The organism is Micromonospora humida, assembly GCF_016901255.1.
Lineage (GTDB): Bacteria > Actinomycetota > Actinomycetes > Mycobacteriales > Micromonosporaceae > Micromonospora > Micromonospora wenchangensis.
On sequence record NZ_JAFEUC010000020.1, the window covers coordinates 101412 to 125936 of the forward strand.

24 protein-coding genes and 1 tRNA gene are annotated in these 24525 nt (G+C 73.4%); 7 read left to right on the top strand and 18 right to left on the bottom strand.

Annotated elements, in window-relative coordinates:
* The first annotated feature begins 1 nt into the window (after position 1).
* Complete coding sequence (gene ngg, locus JQX11_RS30000) at positions 2 to 1834, top strand: N-acetylglutaminylglutamine synthetase (protein ID WP_204928285.1); 1833 nt, start codon at positions 2 to 4, stop codon at positions 1832 to 1834.
* The gene (locus JQX11_RS30005) at positions 1831 to 3006 is read left to right on the top strand and encodes an osmoprotectant NAGGN system M42 family peptidase (RefSeq protein ID WP_204928286.1); all 1176 of its coding nucleotides are present in this window, start codon (positions 1831 to 1833) and stop codon (positions 3004 to 3006) included. Before ngg ends, JQX11_RS30005 begins: the two co-directional genes overlap by 4 nt.
* 117 nt (positions 3007 to 3123) lie before the next feature.
* Here JQX11_RS30005 and JQX11_RS30010 read toward each other — a convergent pair whose 3' ends face one another.
* Entirely contained in the window at positions 3124 to 4860 is a 1737-nt protein-coding gene (locus JQX11_RS30010) for an alpha/beta hydrolase domain-containing protein (protein ID WP_204928287.1), read from the bottom strand.
* A 474-nt stretch (positions 4861 to 5334) separates the two neighbouring features.
* Between JQX11_RS30010 and JQX11_RS30015 the strand changes: the two genes are divergently transcribed.
* Both JQX11_RS30015 and JQX11_RS30020 read left to right on the top strand, forming a co-directional pair.
* Positions 5335 to 6264 (top strand): ribonuclease Z, encoded by a 930-nt coding sequence (locus JQX11_RS30015; RefSeq protein WP_204928288.1) that lies wholly within the window; start codon positions 5335 to 5337, stop codon positions 6262 to 6264.
* Entirely contained in the window at positions 6261 to 6779 is a 519-nt protein-coding gene (locus JQX11_RS30020) for a GNAT family N-acetyltransferase (protein ID WP_204928289.1), read from the top strand. Before JQX11_RS30015 ends, JQX11_RS30020 begins: the two co-directional genes overlap by 4 nt.
* A gap of 10 nt (positions 6780 to 6789) precedes the next feature.
* On the opposite strand, the gene JQX11_RS30025 is transcribed toward JQX11_RS30020, so the two are convergent.
* From JQX11_RS30025 to JQX11_RS30035, 3 genes are all read right to left on the bottom strand, one after another.
* Positions 6790 to 7683: an intradiol ring-cleavage dioxygenase gene (locus JQX11_RS30025; protein WP_204928290.1), complete on the bottom strand. Its 894-nt coding sequence runs from the start codon at positions 7681 to 7683 to the stop codon at positions 6790 to 6792.
* A 159-nt stretch (positions 7684 to 7842) separates the two neighbouring features.
* Positions 7843 to 9213 (bottom strand): cystathionine beta-synthase, encoded by a 1371-nt coding sequence (locus JQX11_RS30030; RefSeq protein ID WP_204928291.1) that lies wholly within the window; start codon positions 9211 to 9213, stop codon positions 7843 to 7845.
* Positions 9214 to 9288: 75 nt separating this feature from the next.
* Positions 9289 to 9645 carry a YkvA family protein gene (locus JQX11_RS30035; protein WP_204928292.1) on the bottom strand — a complete coding sequence of 119 codons (357 nt, stop codon included), beginning with the start codon at positions 9643 to 9645 and terminating at the stop codon, positions 9289 to 9291.
* Between the two features lie 182 nt (positions 9646 to 9827).
* Here JQX11_RS30035 and JQX11_RS30040 point away from each other — a divergent pair, with 182 nt between their 5' ends.
* The 3 genes from JQX11_RS30040 (at position 9828) to JQX11_RS30050 (ending at position 13161) form a co-directional block, all read left to right on the top strand.
* Entirely contained in the window at positions 9828 to 10877 is a 1050-nt protein-coding gene (locus JQX11_RS30040; RefSeq protein WP_204928293.1) for an SGNH/GDSL hydrolase family protein, read from the top strand.
* A gap of 85 nt (positions 10878 to 10962) precedes the next feature.
* Positions 10963 to 11766 (top strand): SGNH/GDSL hydrolase family protein, encoded by an 804-nt coding sequence (locus tag JQX11_RS30045; RefSeq protein WP_204928294.1) that lies wholly within the window; start codon positions 10963 to 10965, stop codon positions 11764 to 11766.
* 132 nt (positions 11767 to 11898) lie between these two features.
* Positions 11899 to 13161, top strand: coding sequence for an acetyl-CoA C-acetyltransferase (locus JQX11_RS30050; protein ID WP_204928295.1), 1263 nt, complete (start codon positions 11899 to 11901; stop codon positions 13159 to 13161).
* A 3-nt stretch (positions 13162 to 13164) separates the two neighbouring features.
* Here JQX11_RS30050 and JQX11_RS30055 read toward each other — a convergent pair whose 3' ends face one another.
* The 14 genes from JQX11_RS30055 to JQX11_RS30120 all read right to left on the bottom strand — a co-directional run bounded on the left by JQX11_RS30055 (position 13165) and on the right by JQX11_RS30120 (position 24196).
* On the bottom strand, positions 13165 to 13485 hold the full coding sequence (locus tag JQX11_RS30055; RefSeq protein ID WP_204928296.1) for a hypothetical protein: 321 nt from the start codon (positions 13483 to 13485) through the stop codon (positions 13165 to 13167).
* Between the two features lie 93 nt (positions 13486 to 13578).
* Complete coding sequence (locus JQX11_RS30060) at positions 13579 to 14400, bottom strand: Bax inhibitor-1/YccA family protein (protein ID WP_088642890.1); 822 nt, start codon at positions 14398 to 14400, stop codon at positions 13579 to 13581.
* Between the two features lie 108 nt (positions 14401 to 14508).
* Positions 14509 to 14592 (bottom strand) — tRNA-Leu (locus JQX11_RS30065).
* A gap of 150 nt (positions 14593 to 14742) precedes the next feature.
* Positions 14743 to 16080 carry an NAD(P)/FAD-dependent oxidoreductase gene (locus JQX11_RS30070; RefSeq protein ID WP_204928297.1) on the bottom strand — a complete coding sequence of 446 codons (1338 nt, stop codon included), beginning with the start codon at positions 16078 to 16080 and terminating at the stop codon, positions 14743 to 14745.
* A gap of 91 nt (positions 16081 to 16171) precedes the next feature.
* Complete coding sequence (locus tag JQX11_RS30075; RefSeq protein ID WP_204928308.1) at positions 16172 to 16732, bottom strand: hypothetical protein; 561 nt, start codon at positions 16730 to 16732, stop codon at positions 16172 to 16174.
* A 5-nt stretch (positions 16733 to 16737) separates the two neighbouring features.
* Positions 16738 to 18102, bottom strand: coding sequence for a DUF58 domain-containing protein (locus tag JQX11_RS30080; RefSeq protein ID WP_372444654.1), 1365 nt, complete (start codon positions 18100 to 18102; stop codon positions 16738 to 16740).
* Positions 18103 to 18107: 5 nt separating this feature from the next.
* Entirely contained in the window at positions 18108 to 19115 is a 1008-nt protein-coding gene (locus JQX11_RS30085) for an AAA family ATPase (protein WP_204928298.1), read from the bottom strand.
* Complete coding sequence (locus JQX11_RS30090; protein ID WP_204928299.1) at positions 19115 to 19702, bottom strand: hypothetical protein; 588 nt, start codon at positions 19700 to 19702, stop codon at positions 19115 to 19117. The genes JQX11_RS30085 and JQX11_RS30090 overlap by 1 nt, the downstream gene beginning before the upstream one ends.
* Before the next feature lie 34 nt (positions 19703 to 19736).
* Positions 19737 to 20474 carry a DUF4129 domain-containing protein gene (locus JQX11_RS30095; RefSeq protein WP_204928310.1) on the bottom strand — a complete coding sequence of 246 codons (738 nt, stop codon included), beginning with the start codon at positions 20472 to 20474 and terminating at the stop codon, positions 19737 to 19739.
* Between the two features lie 19 nt (positions 20475 to 20493).
* Entirely contained in the window at positions 20494 to 21267 is a 774-nt protein-coding gene (locus JQX11_RS30100; protein ID WP_204928312.1) for a uracil-DNA glycosylase, read from the bottom strand.
* Between the two features lie 19 nt (positions 21268 to 21286).
* Positions 21287 to 21973 (bottom strand): dienelactone hydrolase family protein, encoded by a 687-nt coding sequence (locus JQX11_RS30105; RefSeq protein WP_204928311.1) that lies wholly within the window; start codon positions 21971 to 21973, stop codon positions 21287 to 21289.
* A 238-nt stretch (positions 21974 to 22211) separates the two neighbouring features.
* Entirely contained in the window at positions 22212 to 22703 is a 492-nt protein-coding gene (locus tag JQX11_RS30110) for an LppU/SCO3897 family protein (RefSeq protein WP_232378857.1), read from the bottom strand.
* Between the two features lie 108 nt (positions 22704 to 22811).
* Positions 22812 to 23867, bottom strand: coding sequence for an HAAS signaling domain-containing protein (locus tag JQX11_RS30115; RefSeq protein WP_204928300.1), 1056 nt, complete (start codon positions 23865 to 23867; stop codon positions 22812 to 22814).
* Positions 23864 to 24196, bottom strand: coding sequence for a PadR family transcriptional regulator (locus JQX11_RS30120; RefSeq protein WP_088642881.1), 333 nt, complete (start codon positions 24194 to 24196; stop codon positions 23864 to 23866). The genes JQX11_RS30115 and JQX11_RS30120 overlap by 4 nt, the downstream gene beginning before the upstream one ends.
* Between the last annotated feature and the right edge of the window lie 329 nt (positions 24197 to 24525).

Genomic DNA, 24525 nt, shown 5'->3' on the forward strand with positions numbered 1-24525 from the left:
CGTGAACGAGACCCTCGCGACCGGCACGGCCCGAACCGACCGGGAGCGGGTGCTCGGCCGCCGCCGGGAACGCATCGGCCCCGGCGGCGACCCGGTCGCCCCGGGGGTCGCCCCGGAGCAGCCGCGCCGGGAACCGGCCGGGCCGTCCGACGTGGTCCTGGACTGCGGCTGGGGGCGGCTGGTCTTCGGCCAGACCTTCCACGAGCAGGTCGCGGTGGCACACGTGCTGCGGTCCGAGGCGGCCGGCGCCCGGGACATCTGCATCTACCTGCGCGACCCGCACGTGCTGGTGTCCCGGCTGCCCGACGAGCTGTTCATCGACCCGTCGCTGACCTACCGGCTGCCGCTGGGCGAGCGCCGCCCGGAGGCCACCGGGCGGATGGAGATCCCGGGGCTGGTCGTCCGGCCGCTGCGCGACGCCGACGACGCCGACGCCGTGAACCGGATCTACGCCCGCAACGGCATGGTCACCGCGCCGGTGGAGGTGCTCGTCGACAACGCCGGCACCGACCGGTTCCTGCACCTGGTGGCCGAGGCGAGCACCGGGGAGATCGTCGGCACCATCACCGGCGTCGACCACGTGGCGGTCTTCGGCGACCGGGAGAACGGCGCGAGCCTGTGGTGCCTGACGGTGGACTTCAACACCGCCCCGCCCGGCACCGGCCAGGCCCTGCTCACCGAGCTGGCCGACCGGCTCGACGAGCGGGGTCGCGCCTTCGTCGACCTGTCGGTGCTGGCCGAGAACTCCGGCGCGATCCGGCTCTACGAGCGGCTGGGCTTCCACCGCACCGGGACGCTCTGCGTCAAGCGGAAGAACCCGATCAACGAACGGCTGTTCCTGCCCTCCGCCCCGGCGGGCTACGACGAGCTGAACCCGTACGCGAAGATCGTCGCCGACGAGGCGATGCGGCGCGGCATCCGGGTGGAGGTCACCGACGCGCACTGGGGTGAGCTGCGGCTGACCAACGGCGGCCGGACGATCGTCACCCGCGAGTCGCTGTCCGAGCTGACCTCGGCGGTGGCGATGAGCCGCTGCGACGACAAGCGGGTCACCAGGCGCATCCTCACCGAGGCGGGCCTGTCGGTGCCGCGCGGCCGGACCGCCACCGGCGACCCCGACGACCTGGCCTTCCTCACCGACGTCGGCCCGGTGGTGGTCAAGCCGGCCCGGGGCGAGCAGGGCAACGGCATCACCGTCGGGGTACGCACCGCCGAGGCGCTGGCCGCGGCCGTCGAGCTGGCCCGCCGGTTCTGCCCCGACGTGCTGATCGAGGAGCTGCGCGCGGGCGAGGACCTGCGGGTGATCGTGATCGACCACGAGGTGGTGGCCGCCGCCGTCCGCCGACCGGCGCAGATCACCGGCGACGGCGTGCACGACGTCACCGAGCTGATCGAACGGCAGAGCCGGCGACGGGCCGCCGCCACCGGCGGGGAGTCCCGCATCCCGATCGACGAGATGACCCGCGAGGTGGTGGCCGAGGCCGGGCACCGGATGCACGATGTGCTGCCCGAGGGGCAGGTGTTGGCGGTGCGCCGGACGGCGAACCTCCACACCGGTGGCACAATCCACGACGTGACGGCCGAACTGCACCCGGCGATCGCCACTGCCTGCGTGGCGGCGAGCCGGGCCCTGGACATTCCGGTGACCGGGCTGGACCTGCTGGTCCCCGCCCCCGACCAGCCCGAGCACGTGTTCATCGAGGCGAACGAGCGGCCGGGGCTGGCCAACCACGAGCCCCAGCCGACCGCCGAGCGCTTCGTGGACCTGCTCTTCCCGGGCACCCGGGCCCCGCAGCGCCTCTGGAGCCCGGCCGGGCCCGGAGGGGTCGCGTGAGCCTCAAGCCCCTCGACATCGATCTGGACTACCTCCGCCAGGTGCTGGTGGAGTTGCTGGACATCCCGAGCCCGTCGGGGCGGACCGACCACGTGCAGCAGTACGTGGGGGAACGGCTGTCCGCGCTGGGCATCCCGTCCACGCTGACCCGGCGGGGGGCGCTCAGCGCCTGCCTGCCCGGCCCCCGGCAGACGGGCGCCGACCGGGCGATCGTGGTGCACACCGACACCATCGGCGGGATGGTCAAGCGGCTCAAGGAGAACGGCCGGCTGGAGCTGAAGACCATCGGCACCCACTCGGCCCGGTTCGCCGAGGGCGCACACGTGCGGATCTTCACCGACGACCTGGACCGGGTGGTCACCGGGCAGGTGCTGCCGTTGAAGGCCAGCGGGCACCGCTACAACGACGACGTCGACCTGCAGGGCGTCGGTTGGGAACACGTCGAGGTCCGGGTCGACGAGCCGGTCGAGGACATCGCGGGCCTGCGGGCGCTGGGCATCGACGCGGGCGACTTCGTGGCGTTCCTGCCGAACCCGATGGTCACCCCCTCCGGGTACGTGAAGTCCCGGCATCTGGACGACAAGGCCGGGGTGGCGGCGGTGCTGACCGCGTTCAAGGCGGTGGTGGACGCCGGCATCACCCCCACCGTCACCGCCCACCTGCTGGTCACCGTCACCGAGGAGATCGGCCACGGGGCCAGCCACGGCCTGGACCCGGACGTCGCCGAGATCGTCTCGGTGGACGCGGCGGTGGTCGCGCCGGGCCAGCAGTCCCGGGAGAACGCGGCGACCCTGGCGATGGGCGACGGGGTCGGCCCGTTCGACTACCACCTGACCCGCAACCTGGCCACCATCGCCCGGGAACACGGGGTGGACCTGGTCCGCGACGTCTTCGACTACTACCGCTCGGACGTGGCGGCGGCGGTCGAGGCGGGCGCGCACGCCCGGGTGGCGCTGCTCGGTTTCGGGGTGGACGCCACCCACGGTCACGAGCGCACCCATCTGGACGGGCTGCGTCACCTGACCCAGTTGCTCTGCCTCTATCTCCAGAGCGACCTGGTCTTCCCCGAGTGGGACGCCGAGCCGGAGGGCGACCTCGCCGACTTCCCGTCGCTGGCGGTGCAGCCGGCCAGCGAGGACGGCCCCCGCGAGGGCCCGATCGGCATCGACTGACCGGCTGGTGGCCGCACTGCCGGGCACCGCTGAACGGCGGGCACGACATCACGCGTCGTGCCCGCCGCTCACCGGCCGCCCCGGCCCCTCACCGTGGCGTCGGTCCTTACGGTCGGGTCACCGGTTGCGGCGTTCCGCCGCATCGAGCAGGGCGATCAGCGCCTCGGTCACCCGTAGCACCGCGTCCCGCGCGGCCGGGTCACCGGTGATCCGCTGCCGCGCCCGGTCGGCCAACTGCCCCAGCAGCTCACCGGCGCGGGCCGCGTTGCCTGCGGTGCCGGCCTGCTCGGCCCGCTGGAGGCGGTCCTCCAGCCGGGCCGCCACGTAGTCGGTGATCCGGCCGGCGGCGACGTACTCGGTGATGAGGTCACGCAGGTCGGAGTACCAGGCGGGGTCGCGGGTGAACGACGCCGGCAGGTAGCCGGCGTCGGCGGCGGCGAGGGTGGCCGCGACGCTGGCATCCACGTACGCCCCGACGGTCGGGTAGCGGGCGGCGAGCTGCGCGTCGGTCAACGGCACCGAGCTGCCGTCGAGGAAGCAGAAGCCGGGCCCGGTGTTGCTGCCGCTGTTGACCCGCAGCGGCACGTGGTGCTGGGCGAGCCGGATGCCGTCGAGGGCGAGCCCCAGGTCGTCACGGGCGACGGCCGGCGGGGTCGTCGTGGTCGTCCGGATCGGCGGCGCGCTCGGCGGGGCCACGCCCTGGGCGATCCAGGCGACGGTGTGGTCGTAGACGGCGTTCTGCACCATGTGCTGCGGGATCCGCGACAGCGAGGGCAGCGTGCAGGTCTGCGGTTCACCCGGGTAGCCGCCCGGGTAGCTGCCGATGTCCCGCTTGCGCAGCGGCCCGTAGTCGGTGATCAGCTTCCAGTCGCCGTGCGATGCGCCGGCGACCTCCCAGGACCGCAGGACCGGCGAGTCGGCCTGGGCGCGGGCCGCCGCGGGCAGGATGCCGCTGGCCACGTCCCCCTCGGAGTTGATCCGGAACACCGGTGTGGCCAGGTCGGTGCGCAGCACCCCGCCACCGCCGTGCAGGACGACCGCGTCGAGCACGTTCGCCGACTGCTGGACGCCGTTGTAGTAGTTGGCCAGGCGGCCGGCCGACTGCGAGTGGCCGGTGGCGATCACGTACTGCGGGGCGGGCAGCTTGCCCAGCGGGTCGACGCCCGTCGGGTTGCGGACCGCTTTCACCGCCTGGCTGAAGATGTCGTACGAGAGGCTGTCGTCGGTGACGGTGCCGCCCACGGTGACGTCCAGCGGGCCGTACCGGGCGGGGCTCCACGCCTTGAGCCCGGTGGCCGAGTGCAGCCCGGCCCGCTGGGCGGAGACCCCGACCCAGGCGTAGCCCGAGCGGATCAGGTGCTCGTGCGACTGGAACCAGTCGACCTCCTGGTCCCACTGGTTGCTGACGTTGTTCCACTCGGCGATCACCACGCCGTTGAACTTTTTGGTGTTGGCCGGTCGCCTCACCACCAGCCGGGTGCCGTACGGCTGGTCGGTGGCGATGGTCGTCGCGTTCTGGGTGCCCTGCACGGCGTACCGGGTGGCGGTGCCGAAGAGGAAGAACTCCTCCTCGACGTAGCCGGCGGCGGCCAGGTTGACGTCGGTGGCGAGGAAGGGGTAGCCGTGGCCGGGGTCGCCGACCGGGGTGGTCCGGGCGATCGGCCCGGCGACCACCGGGTTCGCCACGGTCGCGCCGGTGGCGGTGGACGGCCGGGTGGTGGCCGGCGTGGCGGCACCCGCCTCGGGGACCGGGCCGGCGGCGACGGCCAGCGCGCCGACCAGGCCGAGGGTCAGGGATCGTCGGGTGGTCCTGGATCGTCGGGGGATCCTGCGGGTGGTGGACGAAACGGGCACGGTTCACCTCACGGGGGAGCGACCGAGGGGACGACTCGGGCGGACAGCGGCGGGAGGTGGCCGCTGTGGAGCAGACAGTAATGCTCACTTCAGGCGAAAGATAGGCCAGATGAGCACGAACTTTCGCTTCGTTGAGCAAAAGTCGACCCGATCCTCCGGGCGGCGGCCGGCGGCCCCCCGGCCGCAGGATCGCGCGAAAAATCACTACCGGCACCCCGGGTGCAGTGGGTAGCGTGGCGGTACACGGGAAAGGAGGTGGTCCAGACTTGTATAGCAATCGGACTCGTGAGGTGGCTGTCCGCTAGCCGCTGTCCTCGACAGTGAACGACCAAGCATGATCGTCGAGACCGTGTGGCAGCGGTGCGGCGAATCCACGACAGCCACCCGACCCCCGGGGTGCCGACCCAGTCCAGTCGGCCCGTGCGCGAGCACGGAAGCCCCGGGGGTCGCTTCGTCTCCGGGGGAGGTCCGGCCGTGTCCATGCGGGAGCTGACCGTGCTCGGCACGGCCAGCCAGACCCCCACCCGGCTGCGCAACCACAACGGCTACGTGCTGCGCTGGGACGACGAGGTGATCCTCTTCGACCCCGGCGAGGGCAGCCAGCGGCAACTCCTGCACACCGGGATCACCGCCACCGACCTCACCCGGATCTGCGTCACCCACTTCCACGGCGACCACTGCCTCGGCCTGCCCGGCACCATCCAGCGCCTCTCCCTGGACCGGGTGCCGCACCCGGTGGCGGTGCACTTCCCCGCCGGCGGCGCGGAATACTTCGCCCGGCTGCGGCACGCCAGCAGCTTCCACGAGACCGCCGAGCTGGCCGTCGAGCCGATCACCGCCGACGGACAGCTGATCACCCTGGGCGTCGGCACGCTGGAGGCCCGCCGGCTGCGGCATCCGATCGAGACGTACGGGTACCGGCTGGTCGAGCCGGACGGCTGCCGGATGCTGCCGGAGCGGCTGTCCGCGTACGGCATCGGTGGGCCGGCGGTCGGCGAGCTGCTGCGCGTCGGGCACCTGGACGTCGACGGACGCCGCGTCACCCGGGACGAGGTGAGCGTGGTCCGGCCGGGGCAGCGGTTCGCCTTCGTGATGGACACCGGCCTCTGCGACGGGGTGTACGCCCTCGCCGAGCACGCCGACCTGCTGGTCATCGAGTCGACGTTCCTGGAATCGGAGGCCGCGCTCGCCGCCGAGGTCGGCCACCTGACCGCCGGCCAGGCCGCCCGGGTCGCCACCGAGTCGGGGGTACGCACCCTGGTGCTCACCCACTTCTCCCAGCGGTACGCCGACCCGCGTCGCTTCCACGACGAGGCCCGTGAGCACTTCGCCGGGGAACTGGTGATCGCCGAGGACCTGACCACCGTGCCGGTCCCGCCCCGGCGGGTAGCCTCGGCCGGGTGACCGTCACGCTCCGTCCCGCCGTCGCCGACGACCTGATGTCGGTGGGCGCCCTGCACCAGCGGTCCCGGATCGCGGCGTACTCGTCGTTCCTGCCGCCGGAGGCGCTGGCCGAACCGACGCCCGAGGCGATGGGCGCCTACTGGGTCGAGCGGTGGACGTGGGAACGCGACGAGCACCTGATGACCGTGGCCGAGCGGGACGGCCGGCTGGTCGGGTTCAGCTATCTCGGCCCGGACGACGAGGGCGACCCGGCGACCGGGCTGCTCAACGCCATCCACCTCGACCCGGCCGAACGGGGCCGGGGCACCGGCCGGGCACTGATGGTGGACGCGCTGGACACCATGCGGGCCCGGGGCTGGCGGCGGGCGGTGCTGTGGGTGCTGGAGAGCAACGCCCCGGCCCGGCACTTCTACGAACGCGGCGGCTGGCAGGCCACCGGCGATCGGCGGGAGGAACGGATCGGCCCCACCCGCACCCCACAGCTGCGCTACGCCCGGCAGCTACCCGGCTGTTGACGCGGGCGGGTCAGGTGCCGTCCTGGTCCGCGTCGACCGAGAAGTTGATCACTGAGAGATACCCGTCGCCGTCCTCGACCACCTTCATCAGCATGGTCTCGGCAAAGATGTTGTCGTTGTCGTTGAAGGTGTCCCGCCCGGTGTGCGCGGCGTACGGCGCGGCGGCGTACACCCGGCTGTTGAGGGCCTCGTCGAACATCATCTGGGTGGTGAGCACCCGGTCGTCGCCCACGTGCACCATCGCGTGGATGTGCGTGGTGCGGCCCCGGTACCAGCCCGGCCAGACGGTGGTGAACTCGACGATCCCGTCGGCGTTGGTGACCTGGGCACCGCGCAGGTAGCGCTTGTCGTCGGTCGGCGTCAGGTCCCCCGCCGACCCTTCGGCACCGCCGTCCGGGGCCGCCCCACCCCCGGGCGGGTTGCCGCCGGGCGCGCCGCTGGGCGGGGTGCCGCCGGACGGCGCGCCTCCACCGGACGCGCCGGACGACTGGGCCTCGGCGCCCGAGTACAGGCCCTCGGCGTCACAGTGCCAGATCTCCACGACCGCGTTGGCCAGCGGCCCGCACTGCTCGCTGTCCTGCACCCGGATCGCCACCCGCAGCCGGGTGCCCGCCCGGTCCTCCCGGATGTCACTGCGGATCTTGTCGGCGTCGAAGTAGTACGGGCCCTGGGTGGTGCTCGCGGTCAACGTGCAGGTGTTCGCCGCGCCGAACAGCGCGGCCAGGTCCGCCGACGTGCCGGCGGTCGCCTGCGGGGACACGGTCTGGCCGGTCGACGTGGTGACGTTGCCGCCGTCCCGGCCGCAGGCGGCGAGCAGACCGGCCAACCCGATCGAGCCGACTCCGGCGATCAAACGGCGGCGGCTGACCCGCTGCCCCTCGTGGTGGTCGAGGTCGTGGCGCATGTCGTTCCTCCCGTGGGTCGGTGCCTCTCGGCTGGTCCCGACGGTAGGCAGGCTGCACGGACGCCCTCTGTGCCGCTCCTGTGCCACGACTGTGAATGGTCACCCCGGACGCACCTGCGGGGCCCCTCCCACCGGAAGGGGCCCCGCAGGTGCGTCGGGTCAGTGCGCGCCGAGGTGGGCGAGCAGGTCCTGCCGGGTCAGCACGCCCTTGGGCTTGCCGTCGACCAGCACCAGCGCCGCGTCGGACTTCTCCAGCATGCTCACCGCCTCGCTCACCGGCTGACCGCCTCCGATCATCGGCAGCGGGTCGGCCATGTGCCGCTCGATGGTGTCGTGCAGGTGCGCCTGGCCGGTGAACAGGGCGTCCAGCAGATCCCGCTCGGCGATCGAACCGGCCACCTCGCCGGTCACCACCGGCGGCTCGGCCTTGAGCACCGGAAGCTGGGAGACGCCGTACTCGCGCATGTAGTCGATGGCGTCGCGGACGGTCTCGGTCGGGTGCACGTGCACCAGCTCGGGCAGGCCGCCCGGCTTGCTGGCCAGCGCGTCGGCGACCGTCGGCTCGGTGCCGGAGTGGTCCAGGAAGCCGTACCGGGCCATCCACCGGTCGTTGAAGATCTTGGACAGGTAACCCTTGCCGCTGTCCGGCAGCAGCACCACGACCACGTCGTCCGGGCCGGCGGCGCGGGCCACCTCCAGCGCCGCCACCACCGCCATCCCGCAGGAGCCGCCGACCAGCAGGCCCTCCTCGCGGGCCAGCCGCCGGGTCATCTCGAAGGACGCCTTGTCGGAGACCTCGACGATCTCGTCGGCGATCCCCCGGTCGTACGTCTCCGGCCAGAAGTCCTCACCGACCCCCTCGACGAGGTAGGGCCGGCCGGTGCCGCCGGAGTAGACCGACCCCTCCGGGTCCGCCCCGATCACCTTCACCCGCCCCTCGGACGCCTCCTTGAGGTAGCGCCCGATGCCGGAGATGGTGCCGCCGGTGCCGACCCCGGCCACGAAGTGGGTGAGCCCGCCCCCGGTCTGCTTCCACAGCTCCGGCCCGGTCGTCTCGTAGTGCGAGCGCGGGTTGGCCGGGTTGCTGTACTGGTCGGGCTTCCACGCGCCGGGGATCTCCCGGGCCAGCCGGTCGGAGACGTTGTAGTAGGAACGCGGGTCCTCCGGGGCGACGGCGGTCGGGCAGACCACCACCTCGGCCCCGTACGCCCGCAGCACGTCCTGCTTGTCCTGGCTGACCTTGTCGGGGCAGACGAAGACGCAGTGGTAGCCCTTGAGCTGGGCGACCAGCGCCAGCCCGACCCCGGTGTTGCCGCTGGTCGGCTCGACGATCGTGCCCCCGGGCCGGAGGATCCCGGCGGCCTCGGCGTCCTCCACCATCCGCAGGGCGATCCGGTCCTTCACCGAGCCACCCGGGTTGAGGTACTCCACCTTGGCCAGCACGGTCGCCCGGATGCCCGCGGTGACGTTGCGCAGCCGCACCAGCGGGGTGTTACCGATCAGGTCGACGACGTTGTCGTAGTACTGCACCTCGTTGTGCCCTTCGTTGCGGCGCCGGGGACGGCGGCCTGGCAGACGGTCTTTCGTCGCTCAGCGTACGTGCCCTCAGAGGGTCACATGACCGGGGATGACGGAGGCCCGACGGGCCTCCCACTCCAGGAAGCGCTCGGTCTCCGACAGCACGCTGCCGGCCAGCCAGGTGACCATGACCGCGTCGTCCACCAGACCGAGCACGGTCAGGAACAGCTCCGGCACCAGGTCGACGGGCGACACGACGTAGACCGTCGCCGCCGTCATCATCGCCAGCCGCAGGCCGCCGTCGTACTCGCCCCGGGCGGTGGCCCGGATCATCCGGGGCAGCGCCGCCAGCCGGGCGCCCAGCGACGGACCGCCCCGGGCGCCGGCCGCCAGCGACCGGGCCAGCGCCGTGAAGGCCGCGGTGCGCTTCAATGTCCTACCCATCTCATCCAGCCCCTCTCCACCGACCAGCGTGACTGGCCCGCGCAAGTCGTCGCCACCTGCGGCGGGCGACCATGGGTGGGCCCCGCCCCTGGATCAGGTACCCAGAACCGTCGCCGCCCAGCCCCGAAAACCGGCCGTCCCGACGGAGGCGGGGTGACGCTGCGGCGCGATAATGTCGCTGTATGGGGGTGGCAGGTTCCGTCGTTCCGCCCGGTCCGCGCTGGCACCGCGCCCGGCAGGTGGCCCGGCTGGCGGCGATCGGTACGGGTGCCACCGCGGCGGCCGTCGCCGCGACCGGCGGCGTGCTGCTCGGGCAGGCCCGGCAGGCCCGGCGCACCATCCCGATGGCGCAGGCCCCGCCCCCGCGCTGCGACGGCGTCTACGCTGCCAAGATCCCCGGCCCACCGCTGACCATGGTGATCCTCGGCGACTCCTCCGCCGCCAGCTACGGGGTGGCGCGGCGACGCGAGACCCTGGGCTCGCTGCTGGCCACCGGGCTGTCCCGACGGCTGCACCGGGCCGTACGGGTGCACCGCTTCGCCGTGGTCGGCGCGCTCTCCGCCGGGCTGCGCCCACAGGTCGAGGCGGCCCTGGAGTGCACGCCGGACGTCGCGGTGATCCTGGTCGGCGGCAACGACATCACCAACCGCACGCCCTACTCCGTCGCGGTCCGCCACCTGGTCGACGCGGTCCGCACGCTGCGCGCCGCCGGTTGCGAGGTGGTCGTCGGGACCTGCCCCGACCTGGGGGCGATCCGGCCGATCCAGCCCCCGTTGCGCTGGCTGGCCCGCCGGTGGAGCCGGCAGCTCGCCACCGCCCAGACGGTCGCGGTGGTCGAGGCGGGCGGGTGGACGGTCTCCCTCGGTGACCTGCTCGGCCCCCGGTTCGCCGCCGAGCCGACCCGGATGTTCGCCTGGGACCGGTTCCACCCCTCCGCCGAGGGTTACGCGATGGCCGCCGCCGCGCTCCTGCCGACCGTGCTGTCGGCACTCGGTAGCGGGGAGCGCCGGCCGACGCTGGCCCCGGGCGAGGGCGTACGGTCGCTGCCCCAGGCGGCCCACGAGGCGGCCCGCAACGCCGGCACGGAGGTCAGCGGCACGCAGGTCCGGGGCCGGGACCACGGCCCGGCCGGCCGCTGGGCGCAGCTACGGCGGCGGGCCTTCTTCGGCGTCGGCCCGGTGCCGCAACCCGGCACCGCCGCCGACTCACCCCAACTGGAGGGACTGGCATGAGCGAGCACAGCGAGCGAACCACCGGGTGCCGCGGGTGCCCCGCCGGGCCGGTCACCGCCGCCGTGGGCACCCGGGCGGTGACACCGTGACCGGCCGCTCGCTCGGCGGCGAGCTGGCCGTACGCCTCGGCAAGGCCGCGGCGGTCTCCCTGGTCGCCGGGACGATCGGTGGTGCGGCGGTGCTCGCCGGTCAGGCGGTGGCGGCCCGTAACCGCGACTACGCCCAGCCGGAGCTGGGGCTGGCGCTGCGGGCCACGGTCGGCCGGGTCGGTGCCCCGCTGCTGCGGCTGGTGCTGCTCGGTGACTCCTCGGCGCTCGGCGTCGGGGTGGCCCGCTTCGACGAGACGGTCGGCGGTCAGCTCGCCCACCTGCTGACCGAGGGGCCGACCGGCCGTCGGGTGCACCTGTCCAGCGTGGGGGTCTCCGGGTCCCGCTCCACCGACCTGTCCACCCAGGTGGCCCGGGCGCTGCTGGGCGACCGGCCGGACGTCGCGGTGGTGCTGATCGGGGCGAACGACGCCACGGCGATGAGCCGGCCGGCGGAGGCGGCGGCGTACCTCGCCTCGGCGGTGCGCCGGCTGCGGGAGGCCCGGGTCGAGGTCGTCGTCGGCACCTGCCCGGACCTGGGCGCGGTGCGCGCGGTGGCCCCGCCGCTGCGGCAGGTGATCGGCTGGTCGGGCCGGCGGGTCGCGCGGGCGCAGACCGCCGCCGTGCTGGAGGCCGGCGGCACGGTCGTCGACCTGGGTACGGAGACCGGCCCGGTGTTCCGGGCCGACGCCGGGACGCTCTGCCACGACGGCTTCCACCCGTCCGCCGACGGGTACCGGGTCTGGGCGCACGCCCTGTTGCCGGCGGTCGTCGCCGCCGCGAACGTCGCCTCCCGGCACTGACCGGTCTCGATCCCGTCCCGTCGGCTGCGACGTGTCGCGGCCGGCGGGCGGGTCCGGCCGGCCGGCACGGGTGACATTTCCCGCTGGTCGGCGTCCTTCCGCGCCAAGTTACCGTCAAGTTAACGTTGGTTCATGCCGATTGAGTCGTCCCGCGACGCCGTCATCGTCGCCACCGCCCGGTCCCCCATCGGCCGCGCGTTCAAGGGTTCGCTGCGCGAGGTCCGCCCGGACGACCTCGCCGCCACCATCGTGAAGGCCGCGCTGGACAAGGTTCCCGGGCTCGACCCGACCACCATCGACGACCTCTACCTCGGGTGCGGGCTGCCCGGCGGCGAGCAGGGCTTCAACATGGCCCGGGTGGTCGCCACCCTGATGGGCCTGGACGGGCTGCCCGGGGCCACGCTGACCCGTTACTGCGCGTCGTCGTTGCAGACCACCCGGATGGCGATGCACGCGATCCGGGCCGGGGAGGGCGACGTCTTCGTCTCCGCCGGGGTCGAGATGGTGTCCCGGTACGCCCGGGGCAACTCCGACACCCTGCCACCCGAGGCGCAGGCCCTGGTCGGCGGCGGTTGGGAGAACCCGCGCTTCGCCGAGGCGCGGCAGCGGTCGGCGGCCCGCGCGCAGGGCGACGCCGAGGTGTGGACCGACCCGCGCGAGGCCGGGCAGCTCCCCGACATCTACCTCGCCATGGGGCAGACGGCGGAGAACCTGGCCCAGGTGTACGACGTCACCCGGGAGGAGATGGACGCGTTCGGCGTCCGCAGCCAGAACCTCGCCGAGAAGGCCATCGCCGACGGCTTCTGGGCCCGCGAGATCACCCCGGTCACCACCCCGGACGGCAGCGTGGTCGACACCGACGACGGGCCGCGTGCCGGGGTCACCCCCGAGGCGGTGGCCGGGCTGAAGCCGGTCTTCCGCCCGGACGGCCGGATCACCGCCGGCAACTGCTGCCCGCTCAACGACGGGGCCGCCGCCGTGGTGGTGATGAGCGCCCAGCGGGCCGACGAGCTGGGGTTGACCCCGCTGGCCCGGATCGTCTCCACCGGCGTCACCGCCCTGTCGCCGGAGATCATGGGCCTCGGTCCGGTCGAGGCGTCCCGGCAGGCGCTGCGCCGGGCCGGGATGACCGTCGACGACGTCGACCTGGTCGAGATCAACGAGGCGTTCGCCGCCCAGGTGATCCCGTCGTACCGGCAGCTCGGCATCCCGCAGGACAAGGTCAACGTGATGGGCGGGGCGATCGCCGTCGGCCACCCGTTCGGGATGACCGGTGCCCGGATCACCGGCACCCTGCTCAACGCCCTGCAGTGGCACGACGCGACGATCGGCCTGGAGACCATGTGCGTCGGTGGCGGTCAGGGCATGGCGATGGTGCTCGAACGGCTCAGCTGAGCCCTACAGCGCGCCGCGGGTCGCCGTCACCAGGGCGGCGGCCCGGGCCAACACCGCCTCCGGCGGACCGGCCGCGACCAGGTCCGCCGCGACCACCCGGAGCTGGTCGGGCAGCGCCATCGGATGCGCCAGCCGGGGTACGTCCCGCCGTGGCCCGCCCTCCGCGTCGGCCGCCAGGTCGGCGACCTCCTGCACCAGCTTGTGCACCAGGTCGGCCCGGGACACGTTGCCGCCCGCGGCGACCGCCGCCCACCGCGGCTGCTGCCAGTGGCCCACCTGACGGACCAGCGACGTCACCGCCCGGTCCAGCTCCGCTGCGCTCATCGTCGGCGAGTCTACGCACCACCGGCCGCCCGTCAGAGACGACGACGCCCGCCACCGCAGGGTCGCGGTGGCGGGCGTCGGGTGCGGAAACCGTCAGTCGTCGCCCTGGAAGTAGCTGATCAGGCGCAGCATCTCCAGGTAGAGCCAGACCAGGCTGACCACGATGCCGAACGCGGCGGTCCAGGAGTAACGGGCCGGCAGCCCCATCCGGACGCCGTCCTCGACCTCCTTGAAGCTGAGCACGAAGCTCAGCGAGGCGACCACGATGCAGACCAGGCTGAACCCGATGGCCAGCGGGCTGCCGTCGCGCAGGCCGGTGTTCACGCCGAACAGCGCGAGCACCAGGTTGATCAGCATGACGGCGAACAGGCCGGCCATCACGGCGATCATGCCCTTGACGAACTTGGGGGTGGCCCGGATGACGCGCGCCTTGTAGAGCATGGTCATCACGAAGAAGACGCCGAAGGTGGCGACCACGGCCTGGAGCACGATGCCCTGGTAGGCCGTCTCGTAGACCTTGCTGACCAGGCCGACGAACGCGCCCTCGACGATCGCGTACGCGACGACCAGGGCCGGGTTGGCGACCCGGGAGAACGAGATGATCAGGCCGAGGACCAGGCCGACCATCGCGGCGCCGATCCAGGCGACGCCGAGCACCGAATCCGGCACCACGATCCAGGCGGCGGCGGCGGAGACGCCGAGGATGGCCAGGAGCGCGACGGTCTTGACGACGACGTCGTCTACGGTCATCGTGCCGGACACCGTGGGGGCGACCGGGGAGCCCGGCTGGCCCGGGTACTGCTGCGGAATGCCGGGCTGTCCGTAACCGTACGGCCCGGGCTGGGCGTACCCGGCGGAACGCTCCCGCTCGGCCGCCTGGCCGAGCCGGGCGAGCACCGGGTTCGAGGTCTTCACTGTCTCAGGCCTCCCTCAGGGGGTCAGTCGCACGCAAACGTGCTCTTCCAGGGTAAACGGCGGGGCACGACCGCCGCCGGTCGGGAGGCTGTGGGAAAGCTGAGAGTGTGGTGCCCGGGGCGGGTCTCGAACCCGCACGCCTTGCGGCAGCCGCTTTTAAGGCGGCCGTGTCTGCCGTTCCACCACCCGGGCGGGGGCGCGTCACGTCGATGCGCGACGGTGCAGTCTCACGGTAGCCGTTCCGCGTCGCCCCGGCGTACCCCGTCGACCCGTGCCGGACGGTGAACGCCGGTCGCCCCCACCCGGGAGCGGGCGGGGGCGACCGGCGGGTCGGTGCGGCGGTCAGGCCGCCCTGCTGGTGATCGGGATCGGCTGCGACGCCTCGGCGAACTCCTCGCGCGGGTCGTGCAGCTGGCCGAGCGCGACCACCTCACGCTTGAGGAAGAAGGCCAGCGACCAGTCCACCACGACCCGGACCTTGCGGTTGAACGACGGGATCCGGCTCATGTGGTACGTCCGGTGCATGAACCAGGCCGGCCAGCCCGTCATCTTGATGCCGTACACCTGGGCGACGCCCTTGTGCAGACCGAGGCTGGCCACGCTGCCGGCGTGCTTGTGCTTGTAGTCGACAGGCGGCCGGCCCCGCACCACCAGCGCGATGTTGTCGGCCATCCGGGCCGCCTGCCGCACCGCGTGCTGGGCGCTCGGCGAGCAGTAGTTGCCCGGTTCCTTGGTGAGGTCCGGGACGGCCGCGCAGTCGCCGGCGCTCCACGCCCCCTCGACCACCCGGTCGCCGTCGACCACCTGGAGGGTGGGCAGGCAGGTGACCCGCCGCCGCTCGTCGCGGGGGAAGTCGGTGCGGTCCAGCATCGGCGACGGCTTCACCCCGGCCGTCCAGACGATGGTGTCGGAGCGGAAGCTGTCGCCGTCGGAGAGCTTCACCACACCGTCGACGCAGGACTCCAGCCGGGTGTCCAGCCGGATGTCCATGTTCCGCTTGAGCAACTGCTGCACCGTGTACGCGCCCATGTCCCGGTCGACCTCGGGCAGCACCCGCTGGGTCGCCTCGACCAGCACCCAGCGCATGTCGTCCGGTTCCAGCTCGGGGTAGTAGCGCAGCGCGTCGCGGGCCATGTCCTCCATCTCGGCCAACGCCTCGATGCCGGCGTAGCCGCCGCCGACGAAGGTGAAGGTCAGCGCGGAGCGACGGACCTCGGGGTCCGGCGTGGCGGCGGCCACGTCGAGCCGGTCCAGCACGTGGTTGCGCAGGTAGATGGCCTCGCCGATGGTCTTGAAGCCGATCCCGTGCTCGTGCAGCCCGGGGATCGGCAGGGTGCGGGACACCGAGCCGGGAGCGACGACCACGTGGTCGTAGGGGATCTCCCGGGTCGGGCCGGAGATCGGCTGCACCACGGCGGTCTTGCGGCTGTGGTCGATCCGGGTCACCGCGCCCGCGACGACCTTGCACTTGCGCAACTCCCGCCGCAGCGGCACCACGGAGTGCCGGGGCGAGATGTTGCCGGCCGCTGCCTCGGGCAGGAACGGCTGGTACGTCATGTGCGGCTGCGGGTCGACCACGACGACCTCGGCCTCACGGGAGCTCAGCTTCTTGGACAGGCGCAGAGCGGCGTACAGGCCCACGTGCCCGGCACCCACGACAAGGATCCGCTTCGGATTCACGTATCCATCTTTCCCCGGGCGGCTGCGGTAATACCCCTCGAGACCCCCATCTGTGACGGAGCACAACACCTGTGAGCTGCGCAACGTCGTGCTATCTGCGGCGCAGCAGCCAGCCCAGCAACCCGGTCAGACCCACCGCCACCAGCAGTCCCACCACCGTGGCGGCCTGGAAACCGTCATCCGGGCCGAGTTGCCCCGAGCGGGTCAGCAGCACCCCGATCACCGCCGAAGCCAGCACCACCGCGCCGGCCCGGATGAGCCAGCGCAGCACGACGTCCGGGTCGATCGCCCCGTCGTAGGGCAGCACGGCCAGCAGGGCGCAGAGCGTGTGTCCGAGGTAGAGCAGGGTCGCGACCGCCAACAACCGCCACAACGTGATCGGCCGGTCGTACCCGGCCGAGGCGAACACCCAACCGCCGACCGTGACCAGCGCGGCGAAGGTCGGCCAGATCCGGCGCGGGGCCACCGCCGGCAGCACCGCCACCACCGTCAGCGCGAGCAGCGACCGGGCCTGGAACAGCTCCACCGGGTACGCCAGCAGCAGCCCGGCCAGCACCACCAGGAAGGCGAGCCCGCGCACCAGCAACGGCAGCAGGGCCACCCGGCGTACCGCCGTGCGCGCCGCCCGGACCCGCTCCCGGGCCGCGTCCACCGGGCTCACCGGCCACCCACCCGGGGTGCGGTCGCCAGCCGGGCGACGTCCCGCAGCACCTGGTCCAGGCTGCCCGCGCCCGCCCAGCCCACCACCGGCACGCCGTGCTCCCGCAGTTGCGTGATCATCGTGTCCCGGTCCAGCCGCCACAGCCGGTACGCCACCGGCGCCCAGCCCCGCTCACCGGGCGGGGCGAGATCGGTCGGCAGGGTGTCCACCGCCACCACGAACCGGCCGCCCCGGGCCAGCCGGGCCAACATCTGCGCGGACCGCTCGTCGAGCAGCGGGGTCAGCACCACCACCAGCGCGTCGGCGGAGAGCACCTGCGGGCCGAAGACCTGGTCGTACGGCTCGTGCGGGGAGGACTCGGCGTGCACGTCGAGCAGCCACTCCAGGACGGTCAGGTACTGCCGGCGGCCGGTGGCGGGGCGCAGCCGACGGGCCGCCGGGCCGTACTCCAGCAGGGCCACCCGGTCACCCCGGTGCAGGTAGTGCTCGGCGATCGCGGCGGCGGCCCGGACGGTGGTGTCCAACACGGATGCCGCCCCGGCCACCCCGCCGGAACGCCCCGCCTCGGCCAGCACGTCGAGCAGCACGACCACCTCGGCGTCCCGGTCGGACAGGGTCGACGCCACGTGCAGTTGCCGGGTGCGCAGCGACACCCGCCAGTCGATGCGGCGCAGCCGGTCTCCCGGCCCGAAGACGCGTACCCCGGCCAGTTCGCCGCCCTCCCCCGGCCGCCGCGAGTGGTGCGCGCCGACCAGCCCGGCGGCCCGGGGCATCGCCTCCACCGCCTCGAACGGTTCGGTCTTCGGGTACACCCGCATCCGCACCGGCTCGGTGAGCACCGCGCGGGAGACCAGCAGCCCGTCGGCGGCGGCGGCGCGGGCACCAGCCGGCCCGATCGGGTGCCGCCCCCAGCGCAGCGCGGTGCCGGTCAGCTCCAGGTCGACGGCGGTGCCGCTGGACAGCGCGGTGACGAACGGGCGGTCGGCCCCACCGGCGCGGCTGACGTCCAACCCGATCCCGCCGAAGTCGGCCCGGCGTACCGACAGCCACGGCGAGACCCGGGTCCGGACCACCACCACGTCGTACGGCACCGTGTCCGGGTTGCCCACCACCACCGCGCCGGCCAGATCGCCGCCCTCGACCAGCTGGGCGTCCCCGGCGGTGATCTCCAACTGCGGGGCGGCGGTGGGCCGGCGGCGCAGCGCGTACGCGGTGCCGAGCGCGAACGGGGTGGCCAGCACGACCAGGTCGACCCGGCCGAGCAGCACCGCGGCGATCAGCAGCAGCCCGGTGAGCAGCACCGCCCGGCCGAGCGCCCAGGTGGGCGACCAACCCGCCGCCGGCTCCTGACGGTCAGGCACGACGATCAGCGCCCGGCCCGGCCGGCCGCGTAGCTGGGCAGCGCGCCGCTGGCCGGCGCCGGGGTCTGCTCCAGCACCTCACCGACCACGAACGACGGGTCGACCCGCCGCAGCCACATCTCCGGGCGCAGCGTGATCCGGTGCGCCAACGCGGGGGCCGCCACCTCCTTGACGTCCTCCGGCACCACGTAGTCGCGGCCGGCGAAGACGGCCCGGACCCGGGCCAGCAGCAGCAGCGCCAGCGAACCCCGGGGGGAGGCCCCGACCAGCACCGACGGGTGTTCCCGGGTGGCCGCGGTGAGGTCCACGATGTACTTGCCGACGGAGTCCTCCACCACGACGTCCTCCAGCGCGGCCTGCATGGCCCGCAGGGTGCCGGCGTCGACCACCGGCTCGATCTGCGCCTCCTCGCGGCGGCGGTCCATCCGGCGGCGCAGCACCTCCCACTCCTCGTCGCGCTGCGGGTAGCCGAACGACACCCGCAGCAGGAACCGGTCGAGCTGCGCCTCGGGCAGCGGGTACGTCCCCTCGTACTCGATGGGGTTGGCGGTGGCCAGGACGTGGAACGGCTCGTCGAGCCGGTAGGTGACGCCCTCGACGGAGACCTGCTTCTCCTGCATCGCCTCCAGCAGCGCCGACTGGGTCTTCGGCGGGGTCCGGTTGATCTCGTCGGCGAGCAGCAGGTTGGTGAAGAGCGGGCCGGCCCGGAAGGAGAAGTCGCCGCTGCGCTGGTCGTAGAGGAACGAGCCGGTGACGTCGGCGGGCAGCAGGTCCGGGGTGAACTGGAGCCGGCGGAAGTCCAGCCCGAGGGCCTGGGCGAAGGAGCGCGCGGTCAGCGTCTTGCCCAACCCCGGCAGGTCCTCCAGCAGCACGTGCCCGCCGGCCAGGATGCCGGCGAGCACCAGTTCCAGGGCCTCCCGCTTGCCGACCACGACCGTGCCGACCGCGTCCAGCACCGCCCGGGCCAGGTGGCCGACCTCCGTGGCGGGAATGCTGCGGTCCACGTCGTTCATCAGATCTTCTCCAGTTCGGCGACGATCGCCGCGAGGTCGCGCGGCGACGGGGGACGGCGGGAGGGGGTGTCGAGGAAACTCCACAGCGGCTCCCCGAGCAGGGCCCGGGCCCGGGGCGGGTCGGACTCCCGGGTCAGGCCGTGGCGTTGGCGCAGCCGCTCGTCGGCCAGCTCGCCGAGGCGGGGCAGGATACGTTCGGTGAACCGTTCGGCGTTGTCCGAGGACCAGTCCAGCGGGCGTTCCCAGCCGTTGATGGCGGCCCGCAGCGCGTCCCGGGCCGCCCAGTTGTAGGTGCCCGGCTCCTCACCGGCGGGGGCGCGGGCACCGCCCCGGGGCGGGGGCGGTGGGGCCAGCGCGGCGGTGACCCGGCGGACGGCGAGCACCGCCAGTACCCCGGCCACCACGATCCCGAGCGACAGTTGCAGGCCGACCGCGCGCAGCCCGACCACGACCACGGCGGTCACCCCGGCGGCGGTCAGCAGCAGCCGGAACGCCTGCCGGGCGCGTCCGCCCCGGGCCCGGCCCGTACGGGCCGGCGGCTCCTCCTCGAAGGAGAACAGGTCGTCGAGGCCGGTCGACTCGCTCACCACGCCACCTCACCGGGTGCGCCGTGGCGGGCGGTCACGCCGGCACCTGCGGGTCGGCCAGGGCGGTGAGTTCACCGCGCAGCCGGCGCAGCGCCCCCCGGGCCTGGTCCCGCATCCGGGCGTCGACGGCCCGGGTGGCGTAGCGGGCCTCGCGGTAGACGTGGGCGAAGCCGTCCAGCACGTCGGCGCTGGCGATGGCGGGCACGCCGGCCGCCGGGTCGCCGCGCAGCAGCCGGGTGACCAGGTCGGTCGGGGTGTCCCCGGTGAGCCTCGGCACGCCGGCCTCGGTGGCGGCCTCCTCCAGCCGCACCCAGCAGGCGATGACGGCGGTACGCGGGTCGGTGTCGGCGTCGTCCAACTCCTCCAGGCCGGCGTCGAGCGCGGCCACCACCTCCCGCGCGGTGCCCTCGGCGGTACGTCGGGCCCGCGCCACCGGCACCGCCCGGGTGGTCCGCCGCAGCGCGCCGCGCAGCAGGGTGAAGGCCAGGTAGCCCAGGGCGGCCAGGATCGCCGTGGCGAGCAGCCCGATCGCCGCCGTGGCGATCCACTGCGGGACGCTCGGCCGGGTCTGCGCGGCCTCGGTACGCGGCTCCACCGGGATCGACCGGGCCGGCTCGGCCGAGGGGTATTCCGGCACGTAAGGGATGTTGTCGGCGGCCGGAGGGATGCGGCTGGCCCCGATCGACGAGTGCCCGGCGGCGAGCGCAGCGGCCAGCAGCAGCAGCGTCACCAGGGCGACGGGCCACCACCTGCGCAGTACGCCGAGGTCCATCGCCACCGTCCCACGCTGCTCAGTCCACCCCCGCGAGCTGTTTCGCCCGGGCGAACACATCGTCAAGCATCTGTGTGGTCAACCGCCCGGTGAAGGTGTTCTGCTGGCTGACGTGGTAGCAACCGAGCAGATCGGGAGCGGCCGACCCGGACCAGTGTGCCCCATGGCCGAAGACCGGTCGCGGGCTGGGCGGCCGGACGCCGTACACCTGGCGTAGCACCGGCCACCACGCCGCCCAGGCAAACGCGCCGAGCGCGACGACCACCCGCAGGGTCGGTCGGATCAGCGCCACCTCCCGGTGCACCCACGGGGCGCAGGTGTCCCGCTCGGCCGGCGTGGGCTTGTTGTCCGGCGGGGCGCAACGCACGGCGGCGAAGATCCGGACGCCGGTGAGGGCGAGGCCGTCGTCGGCGGCGACGCTTGTCGGCTGGTTGGCCAGCCCGGCCCGGTGCAGGGCGGCGAAGAGCACGTCGCCGGAGCGGTCGCCGGTGAAGACCCGGCCGGTCCGGTTGCCGCCGTGCGCGGCCGGGGCCAGGCCGAGGATCCCGATCCGGGGTTCGGACACCGGGCCGGCCGGGGTGGCCGGCGGGCCCGCGCCGCCGCGCCCGGTGCGGTTGTCCGGGGCGCCGAAGCCGGGCACCGGGCGGCCCCAGTAGTCCTGGTCGCGGAACGCGGCCCGCTTAATCCGGGCGACCTCCTCCCGCCAGTCGACCAGGCGCGGGCAGGCGAAACAGTCGCTGACCGCCGCGTCGAGGTCGGCCAGGTCGGTCGCCCGCGCGGCGCGGGCGACCACCTCGGCGGGGGTACGGGACTCAGCCAAGCTTGGCCCGGAAGAGTTCGAGGGTACGGGCCCAGGCGGTGGCGGCGGCCCGCTGGTCGAAGTTCTCCGGCCGGTCCTCGTTGAAGAACGCGTGCGCGGTGCCCGGGTAGTCGTACGTCTGGCAGGTGCCGCCGGCGTTCTCCACGGCCCGGCGCACGGTCTGTACGCCGTCGGCGGCGGACAGGCCGTCGGCCTCGGAGCAGTGCACGACAGCCGCCTTGCCCGCGTAGTCGGTCCACTCGGCGGGCATCCCGTCCCACGGCAGCCGGGGGTAGAAGGCGGCGGTGGCGACGATCCGCTCGGCCCGGGTGGCCGCCCACAACGCCAGGCTGGCCCCGGCGCAGAAGCCGGCGCAGCCCACCTTGCCGGTCACCTCGGCCCGGCCGGCGAGGTATTCCGCCGCCACGGCGATGTCGGCCGCCGCCTCGTCCATCTGGACGCTGTTGAGCATCTGCCGGGGCTCGCTCGGCTTGCTGGCGGGCTGGCCGTGCCGGAAGTCGGGGGCCAGCGCGACGAAGCCGGCGTCGGCGAACCGGTCCACCACCGAACGGATGTGCGGGACGAGGCCCCACCAGTCCTGGATGACGATGACCGCCGGGCTGGCCGTGCCGCTGGACGGTATCGCGAGATACCCCTCGCCGGTCCCCGCGTCGCGGCGGTAACGCACCATCTCGCCCATCGGCCCGTCCTCCTGTCGGTCAGTCATCGTTGGCTGGTCGCAGGGCGTTCCTACGTGTCGGTAGCCTGCCACGCCGTACGCGTGCCGGGAAGATGCCGGAACAGTGGCATATACCTCCCGTTCACCGAACGGTGGCGTGCAACACGCCGACGGCGGCGCGGGATTCCCGCGCCGCCGTCGGCGATCGTCGTACCGGCCCGGTCAGGCCCTGCCGGCCGGCCCGTTCAGGCCCTGCCGGTCACGCCTTCTTGGTCAGGCAGAGCAGGTAGCCCTTGCCGCCCGGGGCGATGTTGTAGAAGACGTAGCCGTCCTCACCCTCCTTGATGTACTGCTCGCACGCCTTGCCGGTCTTGGCCTGCGCCTCGGTCTGCTCCTCGACCCGGCCGACCACGTTGTAGACGGCCTCGGTCGAGGTGCACTTCACCACCTTGGCGTCGCTGACCGACTTCTCCTGCGTGCCGGTCACCTCCGGCAGCTCGGCGATGCAGTCGCCGGCCTTCGCCTCGGCCGTCTCGTCGGGGTTGAGGAAGTTGCCGATGGCGCTGGCGACGCCGAACTTCAGCGCCGCGATCACCAGGAAGGCGACGATCGCGCCGATGATGCCGAGCGCCTTCTTCGCGCCGCCACCCTTCGGCTCCTCCGGCTGCGCGGCGGTGGCCGGGGTCACCGGTTCGGGCTGGCCCACCTGCTCTGCCTGCGGCGCGGGGGACGATGCGACCTGCTCTGACACTGAGTTTCCTTCCGAGGGGTGAATGAGCAGACGACAACGTAGCGACGAAGATCAGCGCGTGCTGCCCCGCCCCCATCGTCCGTTCAGCTATTTCCCAGGAACGACAGGTCAACCGGTGGCGGTGGGCAGGGGTGCCCCCGCCGGCCCGGACACCGAGGGCGACGCGACCGGCACGGATCCGGTGGGCACCGGGGTGCCCGGTGCGGTGGCCGTCGGCAGAGGGGTACCCGGTGCGGTCGGCGACGGCGAGGGAGACCCGCCGGGGTCCACGCCGGACCCGGGCGGGAGCGGGGCGACGGCCGGCGGACGCGGCCGGAACGGCGCCTGCTGCGGGCAGTACGGGTAGCCGCGCTGCACCGGGTTGACGTCGGGCAGGGCGGGATCGTCGCAGGCCGGCCAGCCCAGCCGGATCGGGGTGCCGTTCTGGTCGAAGAGCCGGGCGTTCTCCACCAACCGCCCCTCGCTGTCGTAGACGTAGACGTCCTGCACCTCGTTGTACGGGTTGTCCACCGAGGTCGACTCGTAGCCGTACTCGTAACCGGAACGGGCGTGGTCGTCCACGTTCGCCACCGCGCCGATCGCGAACATCGCCAGCACCGCCGAACTGGCGTGCAACGCCCAACGCCGCCAGGACCGCAACTCGGGGGTGCGCCGACCCAACCAGACGGAGCCGTAGAGCAGGCCGGCGAACATCAGCAGGCCGACGAACTCGTTGCCGTCGAGCCGGGGCAGCAGGCCGAGCGGGCCGTCGGTGCTGATCCCGGTGAGCAGCATCGCGGCCAGGTAGGCGCGGGCCACCCACCACGCCGGGCGCAACAGCCGCAGGAACTCCCCCGCCGTGGCGTGGCCGAACACGGGGCCGAACCGGCTGTCGAGCCGGTCGATCCGGGCCCGGGCCCGCCCCAGCACGGCGGCGATCCGCCGTTCCAGCACCCGCCGGCCGGCCGCCGGGTCACCCGCCCCGGCGGCGGCGCGCAGCTCCGCCGCGTACGTCTCGGGGGTGCCGAGCCGGTCGACCAGCGAACCGTCGGCCTCCGCGGCGACCTCGGCCAGGTGTTCGGGTAGGTCCTCCGTCAGCTCCTCGCGGACCTGCGGTGGCAGGTCGGCCAGTGCCGCCCGCACCCGCTCGACGTAGTCCGTTATCTCCTGCCCAGTGACGGTCATGCCGCCATCCCCCGATCGTCGAGCAGCTGGTCCATCGTCGTGGCGAACGCGCGCCAGGTCTTGCCGGAGCGGGTGAGCTGGTCACGGCCGGCGGCGTTGAGCGCGTAGTACTTGCGGTGCGGGCCGGCCTCGCTCGGCACGACGTAGGTGGTGAGCAGGCCGGCGGCGAAGAGCCGGCGCAGGGTGCCGTAGACCGAGGCGTCGCCGACCTCCTCCAGCCCGGCCTCGCGCAGCCGGCGCAGGATGTCGTAGCCGTAGCCGTCGGAATCCCGCAGCACGGCGAGCACGGCCAGGTCGAGCACACCCTTGAGCAGTTGTGTGGTGTCCACGCATCACACACTAGTGTGCAATACGCACTACCGTCAACAACGCGATACCAGGCCCGAACACCCGCCTCACCCTGCCCCCTGCTCCCGCTCCGCCCCAGCTCCGGTGATCAAGAGGTTCGAGTCATCCCCGCCCAAATTTTCGGCGCAAACTTCTTGATCACCACGCCCTTGCCCCGGTGATCAAGAAGTTTGCGTCATCCCCGACGGGGCGGGTTCGACCGGTCTGTGCAAGTGATCGTTGATCACGGTATGGATCGGTCGAAGGAGTGGGGATGGCGCGGGCGCATGTGTTGACAGCGGGTCATCGGCAGGTGATTGAGCATCTGTGG

Bases quoted from the DNA above. Each gene is read 5' to 3' on its own strand.
- JQX11_RS30025 (WP_204928290.1), bottom strand. From the start codon at position 7,683: ATGCGCCACGACCTCGACCACCACGAGGGGCAGCGGGTCAGCCGCCGC.
- JQX11_RS30035 (WP_204928292.1), bottom strand. From the start codon at position 9,645: ATGGGTAGGACATTGAAGCGCACCGCGGCCTTCACGGCGCTGGCCCGG.
- JQX11_RS30040 (WP_204928293.1), top strand. From the start codon at position 9,828: ATGGGGGTGGCAGGTTCCGTCGTTCCGCCCGGTCCGCGCTGGCACCGC.
- JQX11_RS30050 (WP_204928295.1), top strand. From the start codon at position 11,899: ATGCCGATTGAGTCGTCCCGCGACGCCGTCATCGTCGCCACCGCCCGG.
- JQX11_RS30055 (WP_204928296.1), bottom strand. From the start codon at position 13,485: ATGAGCGCAGCGGAGCTGGACCGGGCGGTGACGTCGCTGGTCCGTCAG.
- JQX11_RS30085 (WP_204928298.1), bottom strand. From the start codon at position 19,115: ATGAACGACGTGGACCGCAGCATTCCCGCCACGGAGGTCGGCCACCTG.
- JQX11_RS30095 (WP_204928310.1), bottom strand. From the start codon at position 20,474: ATGGACCTCGGCGTACTGCGCAGGTGGTGGCCCGTCGCCCTGGTGACG.
- JQX11_RS30105 (WP_204928311.1), bottom strand. From the start codon at position 21,973: ATGGGCGAGATGGTGCGTTACCGCCGCGACGCGGGGACCGGCGAGGGG.
- JQX11_RS30115 (WP_204928300.1), bottom strand. From the start codon at position 23,867: ATGACCGTCACTGGGCAGGAGATAACGGACTACGTCGAGCGGGTGCGG.